The 22682-nt window shown below is 67.3% G+C and carries 15 protein-coding genes; 11 read left to right on the top strand and 4 right to left on the bottom strand.

The window, feature by feature from the left end:
- Nucleotides 1-136: 136 nt before the first annotated feature.
- Together GLO27_RS00205 and GLO27_RS00200 are read right to left on the bottom strand one after the other, a co-directional pair.
- Nucleotides 137-997, bottom strand: a complete 861-nt coding sequence (locus GLO27_RS00205) for a fused MFS/spermidine synthase (RefSeq protein WP_167253070.1) — start codon at nucleotides 995-997, stop codon at nucleotides 137-139.
- 30 nt (nucleotides 998-1027) lie between these two features.
- A complete protein-coding gene (locus GLO27_RS00200) occupies nucleotides 1028-2314 on the bottom strand; it encodes an LCP family protein (protein WP_021199001.1) in 1287 nt (428 codons plus the stop codon).
- Between the two features lie 150 nt (nucleotides 2315-2464).
- Between GLO27_RS00200 and GLO27_RS00195 the strand changes: the two genes are divergently transcribed.
- From GLO27_RS00195 to GLO27_RS00175, 5 genes are read left to right on the top strand one after another with little or no spacing between them, the layout of a single operon-like run.
- Nucleotides 2465-3754, top strand: coding sequence for a sugar ABC transporter substrate-binding protein (locus GLO27_RS00195; protein ID WP_029259799.1), 1290 nt, complete (start codon nucleotides 2465-2467; stop codon nucleotides 3752-3754).
- A 15-nt stretch (nucleotides 3755-3769) separates the two neighbouring features.
- On the top strand, nucleotides 3770-4744 hold the full coding sequence (locus tag GLO27_RS00190; RefSeq protein WP_167253068.1) for a sugar ABC transporter permease: 975 nt from the start codon (nucleotides 3770-3772) through the stop codon (nucleotides 4742-4744).
- A complete protein-coding gene (locus tag GLO27_RS00185) occupies nucleotides 4741-5574 on the top strand; it encodes a carbohydrate ABC transporter permease (RefSeq protein WP_017828171.1) in 834 nt (277 codons plus the stop codon). The genes GLO27_RS00190 and GLO27_RS00185 overlap by 4 nt, the downstream gene beginning before the upstream one ends.
- Nucleotides 5571-7082, top strand: coding sequence for a glycoside hydrolase family 3 N-terminal domain-containing protein (locus tag GLO27_RS00180; RefSeq protein WP_167253066.1), 1512 nt, complete (start codon nucleotides 5571-5573; stop codon nucleotides 7080-7082). The genes GLO27_RS00185 and GLO27_RS00180 overlap by 4 nt, the downstream gene beginning before the upstream one ends.
- A gap of 15 nt (nucleotides 7083-7097) precedes the next feature.
- On the top strand, nucleotides 7098-7964 hold the full coding sequence (locus GLO27_RS00175) for a MurR/RpiR family transcriptional regulator (RefSeq protein WP_021199005.1): 867 nt from the start codon (nucleotides 7098-7100) through the stop codon (nucleotides 7962-7964).
- 102 nt (nucleotides 7965-8066) lie between these two features.
- On the opposite strand, the gene GLO27_RS00170 is transcribed toward GLO27_RS00175, so the two are convergent.
- Entirely contained in the window at nucleotides 8067-8987 is a 921-nt protein-coding gene (locus tag GLO27_RS00170) for a sugar kinase (protein WP_021199006.1), read from the bottom strand.
- Nucleotides 8988-9150: 163 nt separating this feature from the next.
- Here GLO27_RS00170 and GLO27_RS00165 point away from each other — a divergent pair, with 163 nt between their 5' ends.
- The 6 genes from GLO27_RS00165 to rpoC all read left to right on the top strand — a co-directional run bounded on the left by GLO27_RS00165 (nucleotide 9151) and on the right by rpoC (nucleotide 22335).
- The gene (locus GLO27_RS00165; protein WP_021199007.1) at nucleotides 9151-10824 is read left to right on the top strand and encodes an ABC transporter substrate-binding protein; all 1674 of its coding nucleotides are present in this window, start codon (nucleotides 9151-9153) and stop codon (nucleotides 10822-10824) included.
- An 88-nt stretch (nucleotides 10825-10912) separates the two neighbouring features.
- The gene (locus GLO27_RS00160) at nucleotides 10913-11917 is read left to right on the top strand and encodes an ABC transporter permease (protein WP_017828176.1); all 1005 of its coding nucleotides are present in this window, start codon (nucleotides 10913-10915) and stop codon (nucleotides 11915-11917) included.
- Nucleotides 11918-11951: 34 nt separating this feature from the next.
- On the top strand, nucleotides 11952-12917 hold the full coding sequence (locus tag GLO27_RS00155) for an ABC transporter permease (protein WP_021199008.1): 966 nt from the start codon (nucleotides 11952-11954) through the stop codon (nucleotides 12915-12917).
- A complete protein-coding gene (locus GLO27_RS00150) occupies nucleotides 12914-14632 on the top strand; it encodes an ABC transporter ATP-binding protein (protein WP_021199009.1) in 1719 nt (572 codons plus the stop codon). Before GLO27_RS00155 ends, GLO27_RS00150 begins: the two co-directional genes overlap by 4 nt.
- 244 nt (nucleotides 14633-14876) lie before the next feature.
- The gene (locus tag GLO27_RS00145; protein ID WP_021199010.1) at nucleotides 14877-18380 is read left to right on the top strand and encodes a DNA-directed RNA polymerase subunit beta; all 3504 of its coding nucleotides are present in this window, start codon (nucleotides 14877-14879) and stop codon (nucleotides 18378-18380) included.
- 79 nt (nucleotides 18381-18459) lie between these two features.
- The gene (gene rpoC / locus GLO27_RS00140) at nucleotides 18460-22335 is read left to right on the top strand and encodes a DNA-directed RNA polymerase subunit beta' (protein WP_021199011.1); all 3876 of its coding nucleotides are present in this window, start codon (nucleotides 18460-18462) and stop codon (nucleotides 22333-22335) included.
- 212 nt (nucleotides 22336-22547) lie between these two features.
- On the opposite strand, the gene GLO27_RS19975 is transcribed toward rpoC, so the two are convergent.
- Nucleotides 22548-22682, bottom strand: coding sequence for a hypothetical protein (locus tag GLO27_RS19975; RefSeq protein WP_279587966.1), 135 nt, complete (start codon nucleotides 22680-22682; stop codon nucleotides 22548-22550).

Below are 22682 nucleotides of genomic sequence, written 5' to 3'. Positions count from 1 at the left end.
CCCACCAGTCTGCCTTCCGGTGACGGGGTCGTCGGGGCGGCGCGCCCTGGTCTCCGCATCCTCTCTGCGACACACGGCGCCCCGGCGCTGCTGTCACCGATCGTGCCTCTCCTCGGACGCCGGAGACGCTCGTGGCTCAGCGCAGGAAGAGCGAGGCGTCGGGTCGCGGGGAGGCGATGGCGTCGGCGTCGGTCACGATCCGCGCCCCGTGGAGGAAGGCGTCCGCCTCGGCGCCCTGCGCGATCTTCGCGGGGTGGGGACCGGCGGCCAGGATGCGCGGCAGCCATTCCGTCGGCAGGGGAGCGGCCGAGGCCGCGACGACGAGGTTGCCGAACCGCCGGCCCTTGAGCACCTGTGTGTCGGCGAGGATGCCGATCTCGGGGAGCACGTCTGCGATGGTCGCGGCCTGTCGGCGGGCGAAGGCGAGACCGGGGCCGTCGGCGACGTTGACGAGGAGCACGCCGCCGTGCGCGAGCAGCTCCGCGAGCTCACGGTAGAACTCGACGCTGGTGAGGTGGGCGGGCGTCTGGGCTCCGGAGTACACGTCGGAGACGACGAGGTCGCAGCTGGCCTGCAGTCCGCTCGGCAGCTTCGCCACGCCTTCGCGGGCATCGCCGATCCTGATCCGGATCGGCGCGCCCTTCGGCAGGGGAAGGTGCTCCCGCACCAGCTGAGCCAGCGGGGCCTCGAGCTCGATCACCTGCTGGCGCGAACCGGGACGCGTGCTCTCGATATAGCGCGGGATCGTCAGGGCGCCGGCTCCGAGGTGCACGGCGGTCAGCGGGCCGGGCGGCAGCTGGTCGATCACCGCCCCCATGCGCACGATGTACTCGAAGTGCAGGTGCGTCGGGTCGTCCAGATCGACGTGCGACTGCGGCGTGCCGTCGACGATCAGCTCGAAGCCGCTCGTGAACTCCGACGGGATGATGCTGGCGATGCCGCCGTGATCCAACCGGACCTGGGGATGCTCGGTGTCGCGCGATCTCGTCCGGCCCATGGGCACGAGCCTACGCGCTGGCGATGCGGCTCAGCGCTGCTTGCCGTTCGCGCACGTCTCCTGCTCCGCCGTCTGGCCGGAGATGGCCGAGTCGAGCGTCGCACGGGGCGCCGGGGCGTCGGTCGCCGGGGCGTCGGTGGTCGGGGCGTCGGTGGTCGGAGGGTCGGTCGCGGGAACCTCGGGGGCGGTTCCCGGCGCGGGCTCCACGAGCTCGACGCCTCCGTTGTTGCTGACGTCCCCGGTGAGCTGCACGGGCTGCCCGGCCTTCAACGCGTCCCAGATGCTGGCCGCGGCGTCCCGGTTCGGGACGACGCGGTCGGAGTCGTCTGGATCGGCGAACACCGGATACTGCAGGAAGACGAATTCGGAGAACGGCACGTCCTTGATCGAGAGGGCGAGCTGTGCGAGTCGGACGGGGTTGCCCAACTCGTCGCTGGGGTCGATGTTGTCGACGATCGTGTCAGCGAGCCCGAGCACCTTCCCCGGGTCGGAGAGCACCTCGTCGCTCATGATCTTCTTCACCAGGCGCGACATGTACTGCTGCTGGTTCGACACGCGCGCCATGTCGCTCTCGTCACCCACGCCGTGCCGTGTGCGGATGAACTGCAGTGCCTCGTAGCCGGAGACCGTGCGCAGTCCCGGCTCCCAGTCGATCGACGTGTGCTCGTCGCGGATGCCCTCGCCGCCGATGCACACCTCGACCCCGCCGATGGCGTCGGTGACCTCCATCACCCCGTCGAAGTCGATCTTCGCGGCGAAGGGGATCTCGATGCCGGTGAGCTCGGTGACGCTCTTCGCCACACACGACATCCCGGCGTTCTGATAGATCGAGTTGATCTGCGACTTGCTCGTCTCCGAGGCGACTGATCCGTCTTCCCTGGTGCACTCGGGTGTGGGGATCATGAGGTCGCGCGGGAGCGAGACGACCGTGACGTTGCGGGGCTCGGCCGACACGTGCACGAGCAGGTTCACGTCGTTGAGGATCCCCCCGTCGGCCTCCGAGCATCGCGCGGCGAGGAGCCCTGTCGACACCTCACCGCACTCGTCGGTCCCGATGATGAGCATGCTGAACTCGCCGGGGTACGCGCTGATCGAGGGCGGCTCGACCTCGGGCGCCCCTTCCAGGGTGACGGCGCCCTCATTGAAGCGGTTGAAGTAGTCGGTCACGACGAAGGCAGCGACCGCGATCGCGGAGACGAGCACGATGCCCAGGGTGATGCCGGCGATCTTCAGGATTCCTCTGGCGGGCCGGCGGGAGGGGAGCGTCGCGTGGCGGGCGACCGTCGAACGGTCCTTGTCAGGGGTGCGGCGAACCATCCGGGGAGCCTACCGGGAGAAGCTGATGTTACGGCCGCGTGACGATTGTGAGAGGAACTTGCAGGTAATTAGTTAGTCGTGGATACTTTTTCCTAACCCCCGGTGAGTACCCGATGCTTGCCAGGACTTTTCAAAGAGGAGATCCCCGCAATGCACAAGCGCATTCTCTCGGCCGTGGCGCTCGGCGCCGTGGCCACGCTCGCCCTCGCCGGTTGCGCCGGCGGCAGCGACACCGGCTCCACCGACGGCAAGGGCCAGGAACTCACCGTCTGGATCATGAAGGGCACGAACCCCGATGCCTCCGCCTTCTACGACAAGGTGTCCGACGCCTTCGAGAAGGAGACCGGCGCGACGGTCAAGATCGAGGAGATCCAGTGGGCCGACGCCCACGACCGCTTCGTGACCTCCATCGCCGGCGGCACGACCCCCGACATCGCCGAGACCGGCACCACCTGGACCGCCGAGTTCGCCGACGCTGGTGCGCTCGAGCCGCTCGACGAGTACGTCGATGCCGAGAAGGGCCTCCGCGACGACCTCGTCGAGGGCCTCGAGGTCGCCGGCACCTACGACGGCGAGCTGTACGGCATGCCGTGGTACGCGGGCGTCCGCTCGCTCGTCTACCGCGCCGACGTGTTCGAGGAGCTCGGACTCGAGGCCCCGAAGACGTGGGACGACATCGTGGCTGCGGGCGACGCCATCAAGGCCGCCAAGCCCGACATGCTCCCCTTCCCGGTCCCGGGCGACGCCGAGTTCCAGGTCTACCCCTGGGTCTGGGGCGCCGGCGGCGAGATCGCCACGAAGGACGGCAAGACCTGGACCAGCGAGCTGGACAGCACGGAGTCGCAGGCCGGCATCGAGTTCTACACCGGCCTGGCCACCGAGCACGGCTTCTCCTCCGCGGGTGCGACCACCTGGAAGGAGACCGACCTCCGTGACGCGTTCACCCAGGGCAACGTCGCCATGATGCTCTCGGGCTCGTGGACGCCGAAGTCGCTCGTCGAGGCGAACCCCGACCTCGAGGGCAAGATCGGCGCGGCGGTCATCCCGGGCGAAGACGGTGGCATCGCTCCGTCCGTGCTCGGCGGATCGCACCTCTCGGTCTTCAACACGACCAAGAACGCCGACCTGGCGTGGGAGTTCGTCAAGCTCATGACCACCGGCGAGTTCGCCGAGCAGTGGTCGAACGAGACCGGCTACTTCCCGGGCGTCCAGTCCGCGATGGAAGAGGCACTGGCCTCGACCGACCCGCTGGTCGCACCGTTCGCCGAGCAGATGGTCGACGGCGGAGCATCCGTTCCGGTCACCCCGAACTTCGGAGCCGTGCAGGCGAAGAAGACGACCAACTCCATGATCCAGGCCATCCTCAGCGGACAGAAGGACGTCGCGACCGCGACGAAGGACGCCGCCGCCGAGATGACCGAACTCCTCAACCAGAAGTAAGGAAGCATCCCTTCCATGTCGATGGTGCAAGCGCCACTGCCGGCCACGAAGGCGGAGTCCACCTCCGCCTCCGTGGCCGGCGGCCGGAAGCGACGCGGTCTCTCGATCGTCGCGGCCCGCCCCTGGCTCCTTCTCGCGCCCGGGCTGGCCATCCTCGCGGTGCTCATGCTCTGGCCGCTCGTCCAGGTGTTCATCTACTCGCTGCAGGACTACGGTCTGCGCGAGATCAACACCGGTGAGAACAACTGGATCGGTCTCGACAACTACGTCGAGGCGCTCACCAACCCGACCCTCTGGACGGTGGTGCTGCCCAACACCGTCGGGTTCGCCGCCGTGGCCGTGTTCGTCACGGTCGCCGTCGGCACGCTCGTCGCGCTCCTGCTCGCACGCCTCGGCACCACCTGGCGCGTCATCGTCTCCAGCTGCATCATGGTCGCCTGGGCGATGCCCGCCGTGACCGGAACCTATGTCTGGACCTTCATCTTCGATGCCGACCGCGGCATCTTCAACACGGTGCTGCGTGACCTCGGTCTCATAGACGACCCGGTGAACTGGTTCACCAACCAGTGGTCGTTCTACGCCATCGTGCTCCTCAATGTGGTGCACCACGGCTTCCCGTTCGTCGCCATCACGGTGCTGGCCGGCCTGCTCGGTGTCTCGAAGGAGATGCTCGAGGCCGCCGCTCTCGACGGTGCCGGCGCCTGGCGTCGATTCTGGAAGATCATCTTCCCCACGCTCAAGCCCGTCTTCTCGGTCGTGATCATCCTGTCGACCATCTGGGACTTCAAGGTCTTCGCGCAGGTGTACCTGATGCCCGGCGGTGGGGGTGGCAACCGTCAGGTGCTCAACCTCGGCGTCTGGTCGTATGTGGAGTCCTTCGGCCAGAACCGCTATGGCTTCGGTGCGGCGCTCGCCGTGCTGCTCACGCTGGTGCTGATCGGCATCACGATCGTCTACATCCGCTCCCTCATGAAGGAGGACGAGCTGTGAACCCGCGCCCGAGGCTCCGCTCCCGCATCGGAATCGGGATCGCGGTCGCCGCCGTCCTGATCTTCACGCTGTTCCCCGTCTACTGGATGGTCTCCAGCGCATTCGACGGCAAGGCGTCCAGCGGTGGCCAGTCACTGCTCCCGCAGGAGTTCACGTGGGACAACTTCGCCTTCGTGCTCACCGACGGCGGATTCGGCACCTACCTGCGCAACTCGGCGATCGTGGCGCTCGTCACGGTCCTCGTGAGCGCGCTCGTGTGCCTGCTCGCCGCGGTCGCGGTCGCGCGCTTCAAGTTCAAGTTCCGCACCACGATCCTGATGATGATCCTGATCGTGCAGATGGTGCCGCTCGAGGCGCTCGTCATCCCGCTCTTCCTCCAGGTGAAGAGCCTCGGTCTGCTCAACAGCATCCTCGGCCTGATGGTCGTGTACGTCGCACTGTCGCTCGCGTTCGGCATCTGGATGCTCCGCGGCTTCGTCGCCGCCGTCCCGGTCGAGCTCGAGGAGGCCGCGTACATCGACGGCGCGAGCTGGTGGCGCATGTTCCGATCGGTGCTGCTGCCGCTGGTGATGCCCGGCCTCGTGGCGACCAGCATCTTCAGCTTCATCACCGCGTGGAACGAGTTCATCTTCGCGATGACCATCCTGGGCGCGCAGACCGACCAGTACACGGTCTCCATCGGTCTGAAGTCGTTCTTCGGCCTGCACTCCAACGACTGGGGCAGCATCATGGCCGCGTCGACGATCATCACCGTGCCCGTCATGATCTTCTTCGTGCTGGTGCAGCGCAAGCTCGCCTCCGGCATGGTGGCGGGAGCGGTGAAGGGATGACCGACGACCTCGAACGCCTCGCGAACGGCGTGCTGTGGCCGGGCTTCTTCGGCACGGAAGCCCCGGAGTGGCTCCGCGACGAGCTGCGCGACGGACTGGCCGGGGTCGTGTACTTCGGTCAGAACGTCGGCGCGGGTCTTCCCGCCCTCAGCGCCGCGATCCTCGACGCGAACCCCGACGCCCTGATCGGCATCGACGAGGAAGGCGGCAGCGTCACCCGGCTCGAGTCCGCCACCGGCTCGACGGTTCCGGGCGCCGCCCAGCTCGGTCTGCTCGACGACCTCGTCGCGTCGGAGAAGACCGGCGCCGAACTCGCGCGTCGGGTGCGCGCCGTCGGGGCCAACGTGGTGCTCGGTCCGGTCGCCGACGTCAACACCGACCCCCGTAACCCGGTGATCGGCGTGCGGGCCTTCGGTGCTGACGAGGCGCTCGTCTCACGGCACGTGGTGGCGACGATCGACGGCATCCAGGACGGGGCGGTGGCCGCCTGCGTCAAGCATTTCCCGGGCCACGGCGACACCCACATGGACTCGCACCACGCGCTCCCCGAGATCACTCTGGATCTCGACGAGTTCGAACGGGTGCACCTCGAACCCTTCCGTGCCGCGATCGATGCCGGTGTGGATGCCGTCATGACCGCGCACATCGTGGTTCCGGCGTGGGGAGAGCAGCCCGCCACCCTCAACCCGCGCGTGCTCGGCATGCTGCGCGACTGGGGCTACGACGGCGTCATCATCACGGACGCCCTCGACATGGCCGCGATCCGTGAGACGGTCGGACTCGGCGGGGGAGCAGCCCAGGCGCTCGCTGCCGGCGCAGACCTCCTCTGCATCGGCAACCCGACGAATCCGGGCGATGCCGCTCTTCCCGACCAGGACGAGCAGGACTTCCGCGCCGCCAGAGACGGGATCGTCGCCGCGCTGCGCGACGGTTCGCTCTCGCGGGCGCGTGTCGAGGAGGCGGCAGCCAGGGTCGCATCCCTCGCCGCCAGGCTCCGCGTCGCTGCGGAGCAGACGCACGAGCCGATCGAGCCCTTCGACGCGGCGGAGATCGTGCGCCGCGTGGTGACCGTCTCCGGCGACGCCCCGCAGGCGACGTCCGAACTCGCCGTCATCGACGCACGTCGACGCTCGACGCTCGCCGTCGACAGCGCGGGGTCGTACGTCGCGAGTGCGCTGGCCGGAGATGGCCTGCGGGTGCGCCTCGACGTGGCATCCGCCCCGGTCTCCGAACAGGACCGCGTGATCGACGAGGTCTCCGCAGCCGCAGGCACGACGGTGCTGCTGATCGATCGTCCCGACACGGACGCCGCGCAGCGTGCACTCGTCGAGCGTGCCGCTGTGCGTGATCCTCGTGCGGTGGTCGTCAACGTCGGCCTCCCCACGGCGAATCCGCTGCCGCTGCCGACGATCGAGGTCGCCGCAGCCAGTAGGCTCGGTGCGCAGACGGCGCGTGAAGCACTCCTGGGGCGGTTCCCGGTGCAGCAGAGGATGACCAGCGCCGGCTGAGACGGGATTCCCTCCATGGACGACGACGTTCTCGCTCGGGTGCGGCGCTCACTTCCCAAGGTGAGCGCCGCCGAAGCGCGCGTCGCGGAGACGATCCTGGGAGACCCGACACTCGTCGTCGACCTGGCGATCAACGATCTCGCCCAGCTCTGCCGCACGTCGCTGTCGACGGTCGCCCGGTACGCCCAGGCGCTCGGATACAGCGGGTACCGGGAGCTCAGGGTCGCAGTCGCCCGCGCGGTCACCCTGGAACAGGCGCAGCAGGCCCGGTTCGGTCTGGACACCACGGCGATCGATCCCGACGACGGTCCAGCGGCGATCGCCGCCAAGCTCGCTGCGCAGGAGATCGACGCCATCGAGAAGACCGCCCTGGCGCTCGACCCCCTCGCCCTCGATCGGGTCGCCCGCGCCGTGGTCGACGCGCGGCACATCGACCTCTTCGGTCAGGCGGCGTCGTCGCTGACGGCGCAGGACCTGCAATTGAAGCTGTCACGTATCGGATGCTCCGTGTCGCACTCGGCGGACCCGCATCTCGCGGTCACGACGGCTTCGCTGCGGACTGCCGACGATGTGGCGATCGCGTTCTCCCACGGCGGAGAGACCGCGGAGACGCTGCGTGCCCTCGAAGTCGCGCGCGATGCCGGAGCCCTCACCGTGGCGGTCACCAGCGCACCGGACTCGCCGCTGGCGCTCGCAGCCGATGTCGTGCTGCTCACGCACGCGCACGAATCGCCGTTCCGGATGGCCGCGATGTCGAGCCGCATCGCTCAGCTCGCGCTCGTCGACGTGCTGTTCGTGCGTGTCGTGCAGCACCGCGGCGAACCGGTTGCGGTCTCGCTTCAGCGGACCCACGACGCCGTTCCCACACGACGCCGCACCTGATGATCGGTATCCGCCTCGTCGGGCGGAGGCCGCTGCGTGAGGCGGAGTTGTGGGCGTAGCTGTTCCTCCCCGCGGGGATCTCTCCGTCCGCGGCGACGCGCCTCAGTCCACGTGATCGCGCGTGCTCACCAGGGCACGCGTCGCGATGCGGTGCCCTCGGGCGACGCTCCCCGCCAGCGACAGGCCGGTGAGGATCCCGGCGAGGAAGCCGGCCGCGAAGGCATCTCCGGCCCCGATGGTCTCCACCACGGGTGCGTCCAGCGCGTCGCTCTCGGCGGTCTCCGTGCGGTCGAACGCCACGGCCCCGCTCGAATCGGTGACGAGCAGATACCGCGGCTCAGGGAAGAGTGCTCGCAGCTGCTGCGGATCGCTCGTCCCGAACACGGCTTCCGCGTCGGGCCTGGTGCAGAACACGACGTCGGCCCGGCGTGCGAAGTCGGAGACGATCCTCCTGCCCTCCGCCTCGCGGCCGCGCCAGAGCGCCGGGCGCCAGTTCAGGTCGAAGCTGAGCAGCCGGTCGGATCGTCGATCCGCGAACAGGGCCTCCTGGGCCGCGAGCGCCGAGGCAGAGAGCGCCGGCGTGATGCCCGAGGTATGCACGAGTGCGGCATCGGCGAGGAGGGCGGATGCCGCCGGTGTGGTCAGCGTCTGCGGTGAGAGGGCTGCGGCGGCGGAGCCGGCACGGTAATAGTGCATGGTGCCGTCGACCGCTCCGTCGTCACGGGCCGAGAGTTCTTTCACGTAGAGGCCGGTGGGCGCGTCGCCGTCGACTTCGACCGCGGAGGCGTCGACGTCATGGGCGTGCAACTCGGCGAGGAGGAAGCGTCCGAATCCGTCGTCGCCCACACGGGAGAGGACCGAGGTGCGAATGCCCGCCGAGGCCAGGGCGATCGCGGTGTTCCACTCGGCGCCCGCGAGGGAGCGGTGGAAGGTCCGGCAGTCCTCGAGCGGACCGGCGGTGGCGGCGACGAGGGCGACCATGCCCTCGCCGAAGCAGACGGCGAGCGGGGTGGTGTCTGGCACGATCTGGACACTACCGGATCGGTGCGGGCTGCGCTGATATCGGATTGCAACATGGATGCGTTTGGCATCTGAGGATCTGCTGGGTACCGTCGAGTCATCACCGTCCCCGAGGCGAAGAAGCCTCGGGACGCGCAACGAAGCGCCCGACAGGGAAGGTCACACAATGCACCAATCAGTCAAGCGTCGGCGAGGACTCATCGCCGTAACCGGAGCCACGATCGCTGCGCTCGCCCTCGCGGGCTGCGTCGCCAGCGAGCGTGGTGACGAAGGGTCAGAAGGTTCCGGCGACGTCGACGGCACGTTCGTCTTCGCCGCTTCCTCCGACCCGGCGAGTCTCGACCCCGCCTTCGCGCAGGATGGCGAGAGCTTCCGCGTCTCGCGTCAGATCTTCGAAGGTCTCGTCGGCACCGAGCCCGGTACCGCCGACCCGGCACCGCTCCTCGCCGAGTCGTGGGAGTCGTCCGAGGACGGCATGTCCCATACCTTCGAGCTGAAGAAGGACGTCACGTTCCAGGACGGCACGCCGTTCAACGCCGAGGCCGTCTGCGTGAACTTCGACCGCTGGTTCAACTGGACGGGGCTCGCCGCGTCCGAGGCCTTCGGCTACTACTACAACAAGCTCTTCAAGGGGTACGCCTCGAACGCGGCGGACGCCGTGTACAAGTCCTGCACCCCCGACGGCGAGAACTCGGTCACGATCGAGCTGAACAAGCCGTTCGCCGGCTTCGTCGCCTCGCTCTCGCTGCCGGCCTTCGCCATGCAGAGCCCCTCGGCGATGCAGGAGTTCGGCGCGGATGAGGTTAGCGGCTCCGCCGAGGCCCCGCAGCTCTCCGAGTACGCGATGGGTCACCCCGTCGGCACCGGGCCCTACGCCTTCGAGGAATGGGCACCGGGCGAGCAGGTCACGCTCAAGTCCTATGACGGGTACTGGGGAGACAAGGGACAGGTCGACGAGATCATCTTCCGCACGATCGACGACCCGACCGCTCGCCGCCAGGCGCTCGAGTCCGGATCGATCGACGGCTACGACCTGGTCGGCCCCGCCGATACCAAGGCGCTCGAGGACGACGGCTTCACCATGGTGTCGCGTCCGCCGTTCACGATCCTCTACCTCGCCTTCAACCAGGCGGTCCCGGAGCTGCAGGACCCGAAGGTCCGTGAGGCCCTCTCGTACGCGGTCGACAAGGATGCGCTGATCAGCCAGGTGCTGCCGGAGGGCACGCAGAAGGCGATCGAGTTCGTGCCCGAGGTCGTCAACGGATACAACCCCGATGTCACGACCTACGACTACGACCCCGAGAAGGCCAAGTCGCTGCTGGCCGAGGCGGGCTACACCGAGGCGAACCCGTTGAAGCTCACCTTCAACTACCCGGTCAACGTCTCGCGTCCCTACATGCCGGACCCCGAGCAGATCTTCACGGTGCTGTCGTCGCAGCTCTCCGAGGTCGGCGTCGAGACCACCCCGGTCTCGGAGGAGTGGGTCGAGTACCTCGACCGCACCACCGGCACCTCGGACCACGGCATCCACCTGCTCGGCTGGACCGGCGACTACAACGACACCGACAACTTCGTCGGCGTCTTCTTCGGCCAGCAGAGCTCCGAGTGGGGCTTCGACAACCCCGAGCTGTTCCAGAAGTTGAACGAGGCGCGCGGCGTCTCCAACCTCGAGGACCAGACGGCGCTCTACGAGGAGATCAACGAGATGGTCGCCCAGTTCATCCCGGGCGTCCCGCTCGCGCACCCGGCGCCGACCCTGGCGTTCGACCCGCGCGTGAAGAGCTATCCCGCCAGCCCGGTGAACGACGAGGTCTTCACGGACATCGTCCTCACCAAGTAGGCCTGACCACCTGATACGACGCTCTCCCGGTCCCGCGCATTCGACGGGACCGGGGGAACGGCGTACCTTCTGATCGACGGAGATCTTCGTGCTGCGCACCATCGGCAGGCGACTGCTGTTCCTCATCCCCACCCTGTTCGGGCTCAGCATCCTGCTGTTCGCCTGGGTCAGGGCCCTCCCCGGCGGCCCCGCGGTCGCCCTGCTCGGCGAGAAGGCCACACCCGAGGCCGTCGCGAGAGTCAACGAGCTCTACGGCTTCGACAAGCCCCTCATCGAGCAGTACTTCATCTGGATCGGACGCCTCCTGCAGGGAGACTTCGGCACCTCCATCCAGACCAACCGACCGGTGACGGAGGAGTTCCTCCGCCGGTTCCCCGCGACGCTGGAGCTGAGCGTCATGGCGCTCATCTTCGCGGTGGGCATCGGCATCCCGCTGGGGTACTGGGCCGCCCGCCGCCACGGGAAGTTCACCGACCACGCGTCGGTGGTGCTGAGCCTGATCGGCATCACCATCCCGGTGTTCTTCCTCGCGTTCATCCTGAAGTACGTCTTCGCGGTGCAATTGGGATGGCTGCCGTCGGACGGGCGCCAGAATCCACGAATAGACGCGACCCATCCCACCGGGTTCTATGTGTGGGACGGCATCATCACCGGCGAGTTCGATGCCGCATGGGATGCGATCCTGCACCTGATCCTCCCGGCGCTCGCGCTCGGCACCATCCCGCTCGCGATCATCGTCCGCATCACCAGGGCCAGCGTCCTGGAAGTGCAGAACGCCGACTACGTGCGCACCGGCCGCGCGAAGGGTGTCGGATCGCCGACGTTGCGGAACCGCTTCATCCTGCGCAACGCCATGCTCCCGGTGATCACCACGATCGGCCTGCAGACCGGGCTCCTGATCTCGGGGGCGGTGCTCACCGAGACGGTGTTCGCCTTCCCCGGAATCGGCTCGTTCCTGGCGAGAGCGATCTTCACCAGGGACTTCCCGGTCCTCCAGGGTTTCATCATCTTCATCGCGATCGCGTACGCGCTGATCAACCTGGCGGTCGATGTCTCCTACAGCTTCATCGACCCGAGAGTGAGGGTGCAGTGATGTCCCTCCCCATCGTCCGAAAGGAGGCGGTCGCATGACCATCGCGCTCCCGCCCGCCCAGGGCCCCTCAGCGGAGAGCGGCGGCAGCATCGACACCGTCGCCATCGCCCAGGCCGATCTGAAGAACGGCTCCGGCGGCTTTTGGCGGGACGTGTTCCGCCGCCTCCGCCGAAACCCGACGGCATGGATCGGCGCGGCCATCGTCGTGGCGTTCCTGCTCATCGCCGCGCTCGCGCCCCTGATCGCTCCCTACCCGGAGACGGCGCTGCCGGGTGCGAAGTACATCACGCCCACCTACATCCCGGGACCGGGGGAGCTGCCGCAGTTCCCGCTGGGCCTCGACCGCTTCGGCGGCGACGTGCTGTCCAAGCTCATCTGGGGCGCGCAGGCGTCTCTCATGATCGGGGTCATCTCCACGGCGATGGGCCTGGTCGGCGGCATGATCCTCGGCCTGCTCGCCGGCACGTTCGGCGGCTGGGTCGACACGCTCATCATGCGCATCGTCGACATCATCCTCTCGGTGCCGAACCTGCTGCTGGCGGTGTCGATCGCCGCGATCCTCGGGCAGACCCCGTTCGCCATCATGATCGCGATCGGGGCCTCCCAGGTGCCGATCTTCGCTCGGCTGCTGCGCGCCTCCATGCTGCAGCAGCGCTCCAGCGACTACGTGCTCTCGGCGCAGACGCTCGGTCTGGGTCGCGGCAAGATCACCATGTCACACGTGCTGCCGAACGCGATCGGACCCGTGATCGTTCAGGGCACCCTGACGCTCGCCACCGCGGTCATCGATGCGGCGGCGCTGTCGTTCCTCGGCCTCGGCGGCGGACGGCCCGAGACGGCGGAGTGGGGGCGCATGCTCACCTACGCGCAGGCCGAGCTCGCCATCGCGCCCTGGCTCGCCTTCCTCCCCGGTATCTGCATCGCCGTCACGGCGCTCGGCTTCACCCTGCTGGGTGAAGCGCTGCGCGAGGCGATGGACCCCCGGACGAGGGCGCGATGAACGCGCGGGACGACGGTGCCGTGAGCGCCGCGAAGGAGAAGCAGATGTCGACCGAACCGTTGCTGTCGGTCCAGGGACTGGCCGTGGACTTCGCCACCATGGACGGCGTCGTGCACGCCGTCGAAGGCGTCGACCTCGAGATCCGCCCCGGCGAGACCGTCGCGATCGTGGGGGAGTCCGGCTCGGGCAAGTCCACCACCGCGATGGCCATCATCGGACTGCTCGCCGGGGGAGGCCGGATCGCGTCCGGCAGCATCCGGCTCGACGGCAAGGAGATCTCGCGGTCACCCGAGCACGAACTGCGCACGATCCGCGGTCGTGACATCGGTCTCGTGCCGCAGGACCCGATGTCGAACCTGAACCCGGTGGCGAAGATCGGCACGCAGGTGGCCGAGACGTTGCTCGCGCACGGCCTCGCCACGCGGCAGAACGTGCAGGCGAAGGTGGTCGAGGCGCTGACCGCCGCGGGCCTTCCCGATCCGGCGCGGCGCGCGAAGCAGTACCCGCACGAGTTCTCCGGCGGCATGCGCCAGCGTGCGCTCATCGCGATCGGTCTGGCGTGCAAGCCGCGACTGCTGATCGCCGACGAGCCCACCAGCGCGCTCGACGTCACGGTGCAGCAGACGATCCTCGATCAGATCGGGCAGATGACGCGCGAGCTGGGCACGGCGGTGCTGCTCATCACGCACGACCTGGGCCTCGCCGCCGAGCGTGCGGAGCGGGTGATCGTGATGCACCGCGGCAAGGTGGTGGAGCAGGGCGATGCGCGCCAGATCCTGGAGGACCCGCAGCATCCGTACACGCAGTCGCTCGTGAAGGCGGCCCCGTCCGTCGCGGCGGCACGCCTGCGACCCGAGGCCTTCCGGACCCGGGAACGGGCGGCCGATGCCGTCGCTGCTGCCGATGCCGTCGTCGAGGCGGCCCCCGCGGACAACATCGTCGAGATCGAGAACCTCACCAAGGTGTACCCGGTGCGGGGCCGCGGCGAGGATTTCGTGGCCGTCGACGACGTGTCGCTGGTGATCCCGCGCGGGGAGACGGTCGCGATCGTGGGCGAGTCGGGTTCCGGCAAGACCACGACCGCGCGGATGCTGCTGAAGGTGATCGAGCCGACGAGCGGGCTGATCCGCTACGAGGGCAAGGACATCGCGTCGCTGAGCCGGGCCGAGACGAAGGAGTTCCGGCAGCAGGTGCAGCCGATCTTCCAGGATCCGTACTCGAGCCTGAACCCGATGTTCACGATCGAGCGCCTGATCGCCGAGCCGCTGGAGTTCTACAAGCGGGGGAGCGGCGCCGATCGGCGCAAGCGCGTGCGGCAGCTGCTCGACGACGTGGCCCTGCCGCAGTCGATGCTGCGGCGGTATCCGTCCGAGCTGTCCGGCGGCCAGCGACAGCGTGTCGCGATCGCCCGTGCCCTGGCCCTCTCGCCCGATCTGATCGTCTGCGATGAGCCGGTGTCGGCGCTCGATGTGCTGGTGCAGGACCAGATCCTGAAGCTGCTCGGCGACCTGCAGCGGGAGTACGGCCTGAGCTACCTGTTCATCTCGCACGACCTCGCGGTGGTGCGGCTGATCAGCGACTACGTGTGCGTCATGAAGGACGGCAGGCTCGTGGAGGCGGCGACGTCGGAGGAGATCTTCACGAATCCCCGTGACCCGTACACGCGGCGTCTGCTGGCGTCGATCCCCGGCAACGAGCTGGGCATCGCGTCCTGAGATCACCTCCTCCGATCGCCGGCCGCATGTGTTCCGGTCCGGCGATCGGAGACTCATACCGCAGCTTCCGAGATTGGTCAAGGACTGCGCTTGCCATGTCGCATAATCGTGCGTATAGTTAGTAGTTGCGCTCGTTTCTCCCTGCCCTCATATGGTGGTCGGCATCTGTCGAGTTCCCGGGCGCACACTCCACCCGACGACAAAGGAATCGAGAAGCCCTGCGGGGCTCACGGAGGTTATTCCCTTGGCTGCTGCTCGCAACGCATCCACATCCACCACCACCAAGAACGGACGCGGAGCTTCCCGTCTTTCGTTCGCCAAGATCTCCGACACGCTGACGGTCCCTGACCTTCTCGCCCTGCAGACCGAGTCCTTCGGTTGGCTGGTCGGCAACGACGCCTGGAAGGCGCGCGTGGCCGAGGCCAAGAAGCAGGGTCGCACCGACGTCAACGAGAACAGCGGTCTGGGCGAGATCTTCGAGGAGATCTCTCCGATCGAGGACCTCGGCGAGACGATGCAGCTGTCGTTCACGAACCCCTACCTCGAGCCGGAGAAGTACTCGATCGAGGAGTGCAAGGAGCGTGGCAAGACCTACGCCGCTCCGCTGTACGTCGAGGCCGAGTTCATGAACCACCTCACGGGTGAGATCAAGACCCAGACGGTCTTCATGGGCGACTTCCCGCTGCAGACCGACAAGGGCACGTTCATCATCAACGGCTCCGAGCGCGTCGTCGTGTCGCAGCTCGTGCGTTCGCCGGGTGTCTACTTCGACAAGACCCCCGACAAGACGTCCGACAAGGACATCGTGTCGGCGCGCGTCATCCCGAGCCGTGGTGCATGGCTCGAGTTCGAGATCGACAAGCGCGACCAGGTGGGCGTGCGCGTCGACCGCAAGCGCAAGCAGTCGGTCACCGTCTTCCTCAAGGCACTGGGCATGACCAGCGAGGAGATCCTCGCCGAGTTCGCCGGCTACACCTCGATCGAGGAGACGCTCGCGAAGGACACGATCGTCACCAAGGAAGATGCGCTCCGCGACATCTACCGCAAGCTCCGTCCGGGCGAGCAGGTCGCCGCCGAGGCCGCCCGCGCGCTCCTGGACAACTTCTACTTCAACCCGAAGCGCTACGACCTGGCCAAGGTCGGTCGCTACAAGATCAACCACAAGCTGGGCCTGGACCAGCCGCTGACCTCCTCGGTGCTGACCGTCGAGGACATCGTGGCCACGATCAAGTACCTGGTGCGCCTGCACGCCGGCACCGAGGAGACCTTCACGGGCATCCGCGGCGGCAAGAAGGCCGAGATCCGTCTCGCGACCGACGACATCGACAACTTCGGCAACCGTCGCATCCGCGCGGTCGGCGAGCTGATCCAGAACCAGGTCCGCACCGGTCTGTCCCGCATGGAGCGCGTCGTCCGCGAGCGCATGACCACGCAGGACATCGAGGCGATCACCCCGCAGACCCTGATCAACGTGCGCCCCGTCGTCGCCGCGATCAAGGAGTTCTTCGGAACGTCGCAGCTGTCGCAGTTCATGGACCAGAACAACCCGCTCGCCGGTCTGACGAACAAGCGTCGTCTCTCCGCGCTGGGCCCGGGTGGTCTCTCCCGTGACCGCGCCGGCGTCGAGGTCCGTGACGTCCACCCCTCGCACTACGGCCGCATGTGCCCGATCGAGACGCCTGAAGGCCCGAACATCGGTCTGATCGGTGCTCTCGCGACCTTCGCGCGCATCAACTCGTTCGGTTTCATCGAGACCCCGTACCGCAAGGTCGAGGGTGGCGTCGTCACCGAGCACATCGACTACCTCACGGCTTCCGAAGAGGTCGACTTCAACATCGCGCAGGCCAACGCGCCGCTCGATGCCAAGGGTCGCTTCATCGAGAGCCACGTGCTGGCGCGCCCCAAGGGCGGCAGCGGCGAGGTCGACATGTTCCTCCCGGAGGACATCGGCTACATCGACGTCTCCCCGCGCCAGATGGTGTCGGTCGCGACCTCGCTCGTGCCGTTCCTCGAGCACGACGACGCACAGCGCGCCCTCATGGGTGCCAACATGCAGCGTCAGGCTGTGCCGCTGCTGCGCAGCGACTCGCCGCTCGTCGGAACCGGTATGGAGGGCTACACGGCCATCGACGCCGGTGACGTGCTCACCGCCGACAAGGCCGGTGTCGTCTCCGAGGTCTCCGCAGACCGCGTCGTCGTCATGCTCGACGAGGGCGGGACGCAGGAGTACCACCTCCGCAAGTTCGACCGCTCCAACCAGGGCACGTCGTACAACCAGAAGGTCGTCGTCAACGCCGGTGAGCGCGTCGAGGTCGGAGAGGTCATCGCCGATGGCCCCGCCACCGAGAACGGCGAGCTGGCCCTCGGAAAGAACCTCCTCGTCGCCTTCATGACGTGGGAAGGCTACAACTTCGAGGACGCGATCATCCTGAGCCAGGACCTGGTGAAGGACGACACCCTCTCCTCGATCCACATCGAGGAGTACGAGGTCGACGCCCGCGACACCAAGCTCGGCAAGGAGGAGATCACCCGTGACCTCCCCAACGTCAGCCCGGAGCTGCTGAAGGACCTCGACGAGCGCGGCATCATCCGCATCGGTGCCGAGGTCCGCCCCGGCGACATCCTCGTCGGAAAGGTCACGCCGAAGGGTGAGACCGAGCTGTCGGCCGAGGAGCGTCTGCTCCGCGCGATCTTCAACGAGAAGAGCCGCGAGGTCCGCGACACGTCCCTGAAGGTGCCTCACGGCGAGCAGGGCACGATCATCGCGGTCAAGGAGTTCAACGCCGAGGACGGCGACGACGAGCTCGGCTCGGGGGTCAACCGCCGCGTCGTGGTCTACATCGCCCAGAAGCGCAAGATCACCGAGGGTGACAAGCTCGCCGGCCGTCACGGCAACAAGGGTGTCATCGCGAAGATCCTCCCGATCGAGGACATGCCGTTCATGGCGGACGGCACCCCGGTCGACATCGTCCTGAACCCGCTCGGCATCCCCGGTCGAATGAACTTCGGCCAGGTCCTCGAGACCCACCTCGGGTGGATCGCGAAGCAGGGCTGGAAGGTCGAAGGCACTCCGGAGTGGGCAGCCCGTCTGCCGGAGCAGGCATTCGAGGCCGCTCCCGGCACGAAGGTCGCCACCCCGGTGTTCGACGGTGCGAGCGAGGAGGAGATCGCCGGTCTCCTCGACGCGACCATCCCGACGCGCGACGGCGTCCGCCTGATCGACTCCAGCGGAAAGGCCCAGATGTTCGACGGCCGCTCCGGCGAGCCGTTCCCGGCCCCGATCTCGGTCGGCTACATGTACATCCTGAAGCTGCACCACCTGGTCGACGACAAGATCCACGCACGTTCCACGGGTCCGTACTCGATGATCACCCAGCAGCCGCTCGGTGGTAAGGCGCAGTTCGGTGGACAGCGCTTCGGTGAGATGGAGGTGTGGGCCCTCGAGGCCTACGGCGCCGCATACGCGCTCCAGGAGCTCCTCACGATCAAGTCCGACGACATCCTCGGCCGCGTCAAGGTGTACGAGGCGATCGTCAAGGGCGAGAACATCCAGGAGCCCGGCATCCCCGAGTCCTTCAAGGTGCTCATGAAGGAGATGCAGTCGCTCTGCCTGAACGTCGAGGTCCTCTCGGCCGACGGCACGCTGGTGAACCTCCGCGACACCGACGATGAGGCGTTCCGCGCCGCAGAAGAGCTCGGTATCAACATCTCCAGCCGCTTCGAGGCCGCCTCGATCGACGAGATCTAATCCTTCGGGGGCCCGGGACACGCGTTCCGGGCCCACCGAAGCAGACTTCTCAAAAAGAATTTCCGACACAGGAGAACTAGTGCTCGAGTCCACAACTTTCGATGAGCTTCGCATCGGCCTGGCGACCGCAGACCACATCCGCGCGTGGTCCTACGGCGAGGTCAAGAAGCCCGAAACCATCAACTACCGCACCCTGAAGCCGGAGAAGGATGGTCTCTTCGGAGAGCAGATCTTCGGCCCGTCCCGCGACTGGGAGTGCGCCTGCGGCAAGTACAAGCGCGTCCGCTTCAAGGGCATCGTCTGCGAGCGCTGCGGCGTGGAGGTCACCAAGAGCTCCGTCCGTCGTGAGCGCATGGGTCACATCGAGCTCGCCGCTCCCGTCACCCACATCTGGTACTTCAAGGGCGTGCCCTCGCGTCTGGGCTACCTGCTCGACATGGCGCCGAAGGACCTCGAGAAGGTCATCTACTTCGCCGCCTACATGGTCATCTCGGTCGACGAGGAAGCTCGTCACCGCGACCTGGGCACGCAGGAGAACAACATCCGCCTCGAGCTGAAGACGCTCGGCGACCGCCGCGATGCCAAGATCGCGGAGCGCCTGGCCAAGCTGGAGGAGGAGCTCGCTGCCCTCGAGGCAGAGGGTGCCAAGGCCGACGCCAAGAAGAAGGTCAAGGACGCCGCCGAGAAGGAGATGTCGCTCATCCGCAAGGGTGCCGACGAGGCGATCCTGAAGCTGGAGCGCGTGTGGGAGGACTTCCGCACCCTCGAGGTCGGTGCTCTGCGCCCGGAGGACGACGTCTTCCACGAGCTGCAGGACCGCTTCGGCCAGTACTTCGAGGCCTACATGGGCGCCGAGTCGATCCAGCGTCGCCTCGCGGCGTTCGACCTCGTCGCCGAGGCGGAGAACCTGCGTCTGCAGATCTCCGAGGGCAAGGGCCAGCGCAAGATCCGTGCGATCAAGCGCCTCAAGGTCGTCAGCTCGTTCCTCGAGACCGGCATGAGCCCGGCCGCGATGGTCCTCGACGTCGTCCCGGTGATCCCGCCGGAGCTGCGCCCGATGGTCCAGCTCGACGGTGGCCGCTTCGCGACCTCCGACCTGAACGACCTGTACCGCCGTGTGATCAACCGCAACAACCGTCTTCGTCGTCTGATCGACCTCGGTGCCCCCGAGATCATCGTCAACAACGAGAAGCGCATGCTGCAGGAGGCCGTCGACGCACTGTTCGACAACGGTCGCCGTGGTCGTCCCGTCACCGGTACCGGCAACCGTGCCCTGAAGTCCCTCAGCGACATGCTGAAGGGTAAGCAGGGTCGTTTCCGCCAGAACCTGCTCGGAAAGCGTGTCGACTACTCGGGCCGTTCGGTCATCATCGTCGGCCCGCAGCTGAAGCTGCACCAGTGCGGTCTGCCCAAGCAGATGGCTCTGGAGCTCTTCAAGCCGTTCGTGATCAAGCGCCTGATCGACCTCGGTCACTCGCAGAACATCAAGGCGGCCAAGCGCGCCGTCGAGCGCACCCGTCCCGAGGTCTGGGACGTGCTCGAGGAGATCATCCGCGAGCGTCCGGTGCTGCTCAACCGTGCACCCACCCTGCACCGTCTGGGCATCCAGGCGTTCGAGCCTCAGCTCGTCGAGGGCAAGGCCATCCAGCTGCACCCGCTCGTCTGCGCGGCGTTCAACGCCGACTTCGACGGCGACCAGATGGCTGTCCACCTGCCGCTGTCGGTCGAGGCTCAGGCCGAGGCCCGCGTGCTGATGCTCGCGTCGAACAACATCCTGAAGCCGTCTGACGGCCGTCCGGTCACCCTGCCTTCGCAGGACATGATCATCGGTCTGCACCACCTGACCACGGTCAAGGAGGGCGCAGCCGGTGAGGGCCGTGCGTTCGGTTCCGTGGGCGAGGCGATCCTGGCCAAGGACGAGGGTTCCCTCGACCTGCAGGCGAAGATCCGCATCCGCATCCCCGGTCTGACCTTCCTCGAGGGCGAAGCTCCCGAGGGCTACGAGCGTCACGGTCTCGTCGACGCCTCGCTGGGTCAGGCGATCTTCAACGACACGCTGCCCAAGGGCTACCCGTTCGTCCGCGAGCAGGCCGACAAGAACAAGCTGTCGCAGATCGTCAACAAGCTGGCCGAGGAGTACCCCAAAGTCGAGACGGCTGCCTCGCTGGACCGCATCAAGGACGCCGGTTTCTACTGGGCAACGCGCTCCGGTGTGACCGTCGCCCTCAGCGACATCCTCACCCCGCCGAACAAGGCGGAGATCGTCGCCGGCTACGAGAAGCAGGCCGCGAAGGTCCAGTCGCAGTACGAGAAGGGTCTGACGACCGACTCCGAGCGTCGCCAGGAGCTCATCAAGATCTGGACCGAGGCCACCGACGAGGTCCAGGCCGCCATGAAGGCGAACTTCCCCGAGGACAACACCATCAACCGCATGGTGTCGTCGGGTGCTCGTGGTAACTGGCTGCAGATCCGGAACATCGCCGGTATGCGTGGTCTGGTGAACAACCCCAAGGGTGAGATCATCCCGCGTCCGATCATCTCCTCGTACCGCGAGGGTCTGTCGGTTGCGGAGTACTTCATCGCGACGCACGGTACCCGTAAGGGTCTGGCCGACACCGCTCTGCGTACCGCCGACTCGGGTTACCTGACCCGTCGTCTGGTCGACGTCTCGCAGGACGTCATCATCCGCGAAGAGGACTGCGGCACGTCGAAGGGCCTCGAGCTCCCGATCGCCGCACCGAACTCGCAGGGTGAGCTCGTGCGCGACGCGAACGTCGAGAACTCGGTGTTCGCTCGTACGCTGGCCTCCGATGTCGTGAGCGAGTCGGGCGAGGTTCTCGCCTCGGCCGGTGACGACGTGGGTGACGTGCTGATCGACAAGCTCGTCGGGCTCGGTGTCGAGAGCATCAAGGTGCGCTCGGTCCTGACCTGCGACTCCGCCGTCGGTGTCTGCGCGCAGTGCTACGGCCGTTCGCTCGCGACCGGCAAGACCGTCGACATCGGCGAGGCCGTCGGCATCATCGCGGCCCAGTCGATCGGTGAGCCCGGTACCCAGCTGACGATGCGTACCTTCCACACGGGTGGTTCGGCATCGGCGGATGACATCACGCAGGGTCTTCCCCGTGTGCAGGAGCTCTTCGAGGCTCGTACCCCCAAGGGCGCGTCGCCGATCGCCGAGGCCGATGGCCGCATCGCGATCGACGAGACCGACAAGGGCAAGAAGGTCATCCTCACGCCCGACAGCGGTGACGAGCCGGTCATCTACCCGGTGCTGAAGCGTGCGACGCTTCTCGTCGAGGACGGGCAGCACGTCACGGTCGGTCAGCCGATCCTGGTGGGCACGCTCGACCCCAAGGAGATCATGCGCGTCATGGGTGCTCGCGAGGTGCAGCGTTACCTCGTCGGTGGCGTCCAGGGCGTGTACCGCTCGCAGGGTGTGCCGATCCACGACAAGCACATCGAGGTCATCGTCCGTCAGATGCTCCGCAAGGTCACCGTCGTCGATCACGCCGACACGACCCTGCTACCGGGTGAGATGGTCGACCTCAAGCGCTACCAGTCGATCAACCGCGAGGCTGTGGCAGAGGGCAAGCGTCCCGCGTCCGGCCGTCCGGAGCTGATGGGTATCACGAAGGCGTCGCTCGCGACCGAATCGTGGCTGTCGGCCGCCTCCTTCCAGGAGACGACCCGCGTGCTCACCGAGGCTGCGATGCAGGGCAAGCGCGACCCGCTGGTCGGTCTCAAGGAGAACGTCATCATCGGTAAGCTCATCCCCGCCGGAACCGGTCTCTCGAAGTACCGCGACGTCACGGTCGAGGCCACCGAGGAAGCCAAGAGCGAGCGCTACCCGAACCGGATCTTCGCATCCGACGGTGCGTACGCCGACGGTGACTTCGGCTACGTCGACTTCGACGCGTTCTCGACGGACGACATCACCCCCGGTACTTACAACTGATCGAGGCGAGAGCCGCAGTACTGAGTACTGAATGACGCAGAAGGCCCCAGGCGACTCGCCTGGGGCCTTCTGCGTGCCCGGCGGTGTGCGACGTGGCGCGAGTGCACGGGAAGCTGCCGAGCGCACGGGTGACGTGTGTCGCCGAGCCGTGCACTCGTCGAGAAGCCGTGCAGTCGGCGGAGGATCCTGACACGCGCGGAGCGCGTTGGACGTCAGCCGAAGATGTGCTCCACGATGCTCGAGGTGTAACCGGTCGGCGCGAGGTTCGTGTAGCGCGTGTCGATGAGCACATCGCGAACGACGAGGAGGAGGAACGCGGCGGCAACTCCGGCGAGTCGGGGCTTCAT

The organism is Microbacterium sp. Be9 (genome assembly GCF_011754135.1).
In the GTDB taxonomy this organism is placed as follows: Bacteria; Actinomycetota; Actinomycetes; order Actinomycetales; family Microbacteriaceae; genus Microbacterium; species Microbacterium maritypicum_A.
Note: the sequence above shows the minus strand (reverse complement) of the source record. Positions and strands in the feature narration are given on the sequence as shown.

Coding starts and splice junctions, on each gene's coding strand:
- GLO27_RS00205 (WP_167253070.1), bottom strand. CDS start 997: ATGGGCCGGACGAGATCGCGCGACACCGAGCATCCCCAGGTCCGGTTG.
- GLO27_RS00200 (WP_021199001.1), bottom strand. CDS start 2,314: ATGGTTCGCCGCACCCCTGACAAGGACCGTTCGACGGTCGCCCGCCAC.
- GLO27_RS00195 (WP_029259799.1), top strand. CDS start 2,465: ATGCACAAGCGCATTCTCTCGGCCGTGGCGCTCGGCGCCGTGGCCACG.
- GLO27_RS00190 (WP_167253068.1), top strand. CDS start 3,770: ATGTCGATGGTGCAAGCGCCACTGCCGGCCACGAAGGCGGAGTCCACC.
- GLO27_RS00180 (WP_167253066.1), top strand. CDS start 5,571: ATGACCGACGACCTCGAACGCCTCGCGAACGGCGTGCTGTGGCCGGGC.
- GLO27_RS00175 (WP_021199005.1), top strand. CDS start 7,098: ATGGACGACGACGTTCTCGCTCGGGTGCGGCGCTCACTTCCCAAGGTG.
- GLO27_RS00165 (WP_021199007.1), top strand. CDS start 9,151: ATGCACCAATCAGTCAAGCGTCGGCGAGGACTCATCGCCGTAACCGGA.
- GLO27_RS00155 (WP_021199008.1), top strand. CDS start 11,952: ATGACCATCGCGCTCCCGCCCGCCCAGGGCCCCTCAGCGGAGAGCGGC.
- GLO27_RS00150 (WP_021199009.1), top strand. CDS start 12,914: ATGAACGCGCGGGACGACGGTGCCGTGAGCGCCGCGAAGGAGAAGCAG.
- GLO27_RS19975 (WP_279587966.1), bottom strand. CDS start 22,682: ATGAAGCCCCGACTCGCCGGAGTTGCCGCCGCGTTCCTCCTCCTCGTC.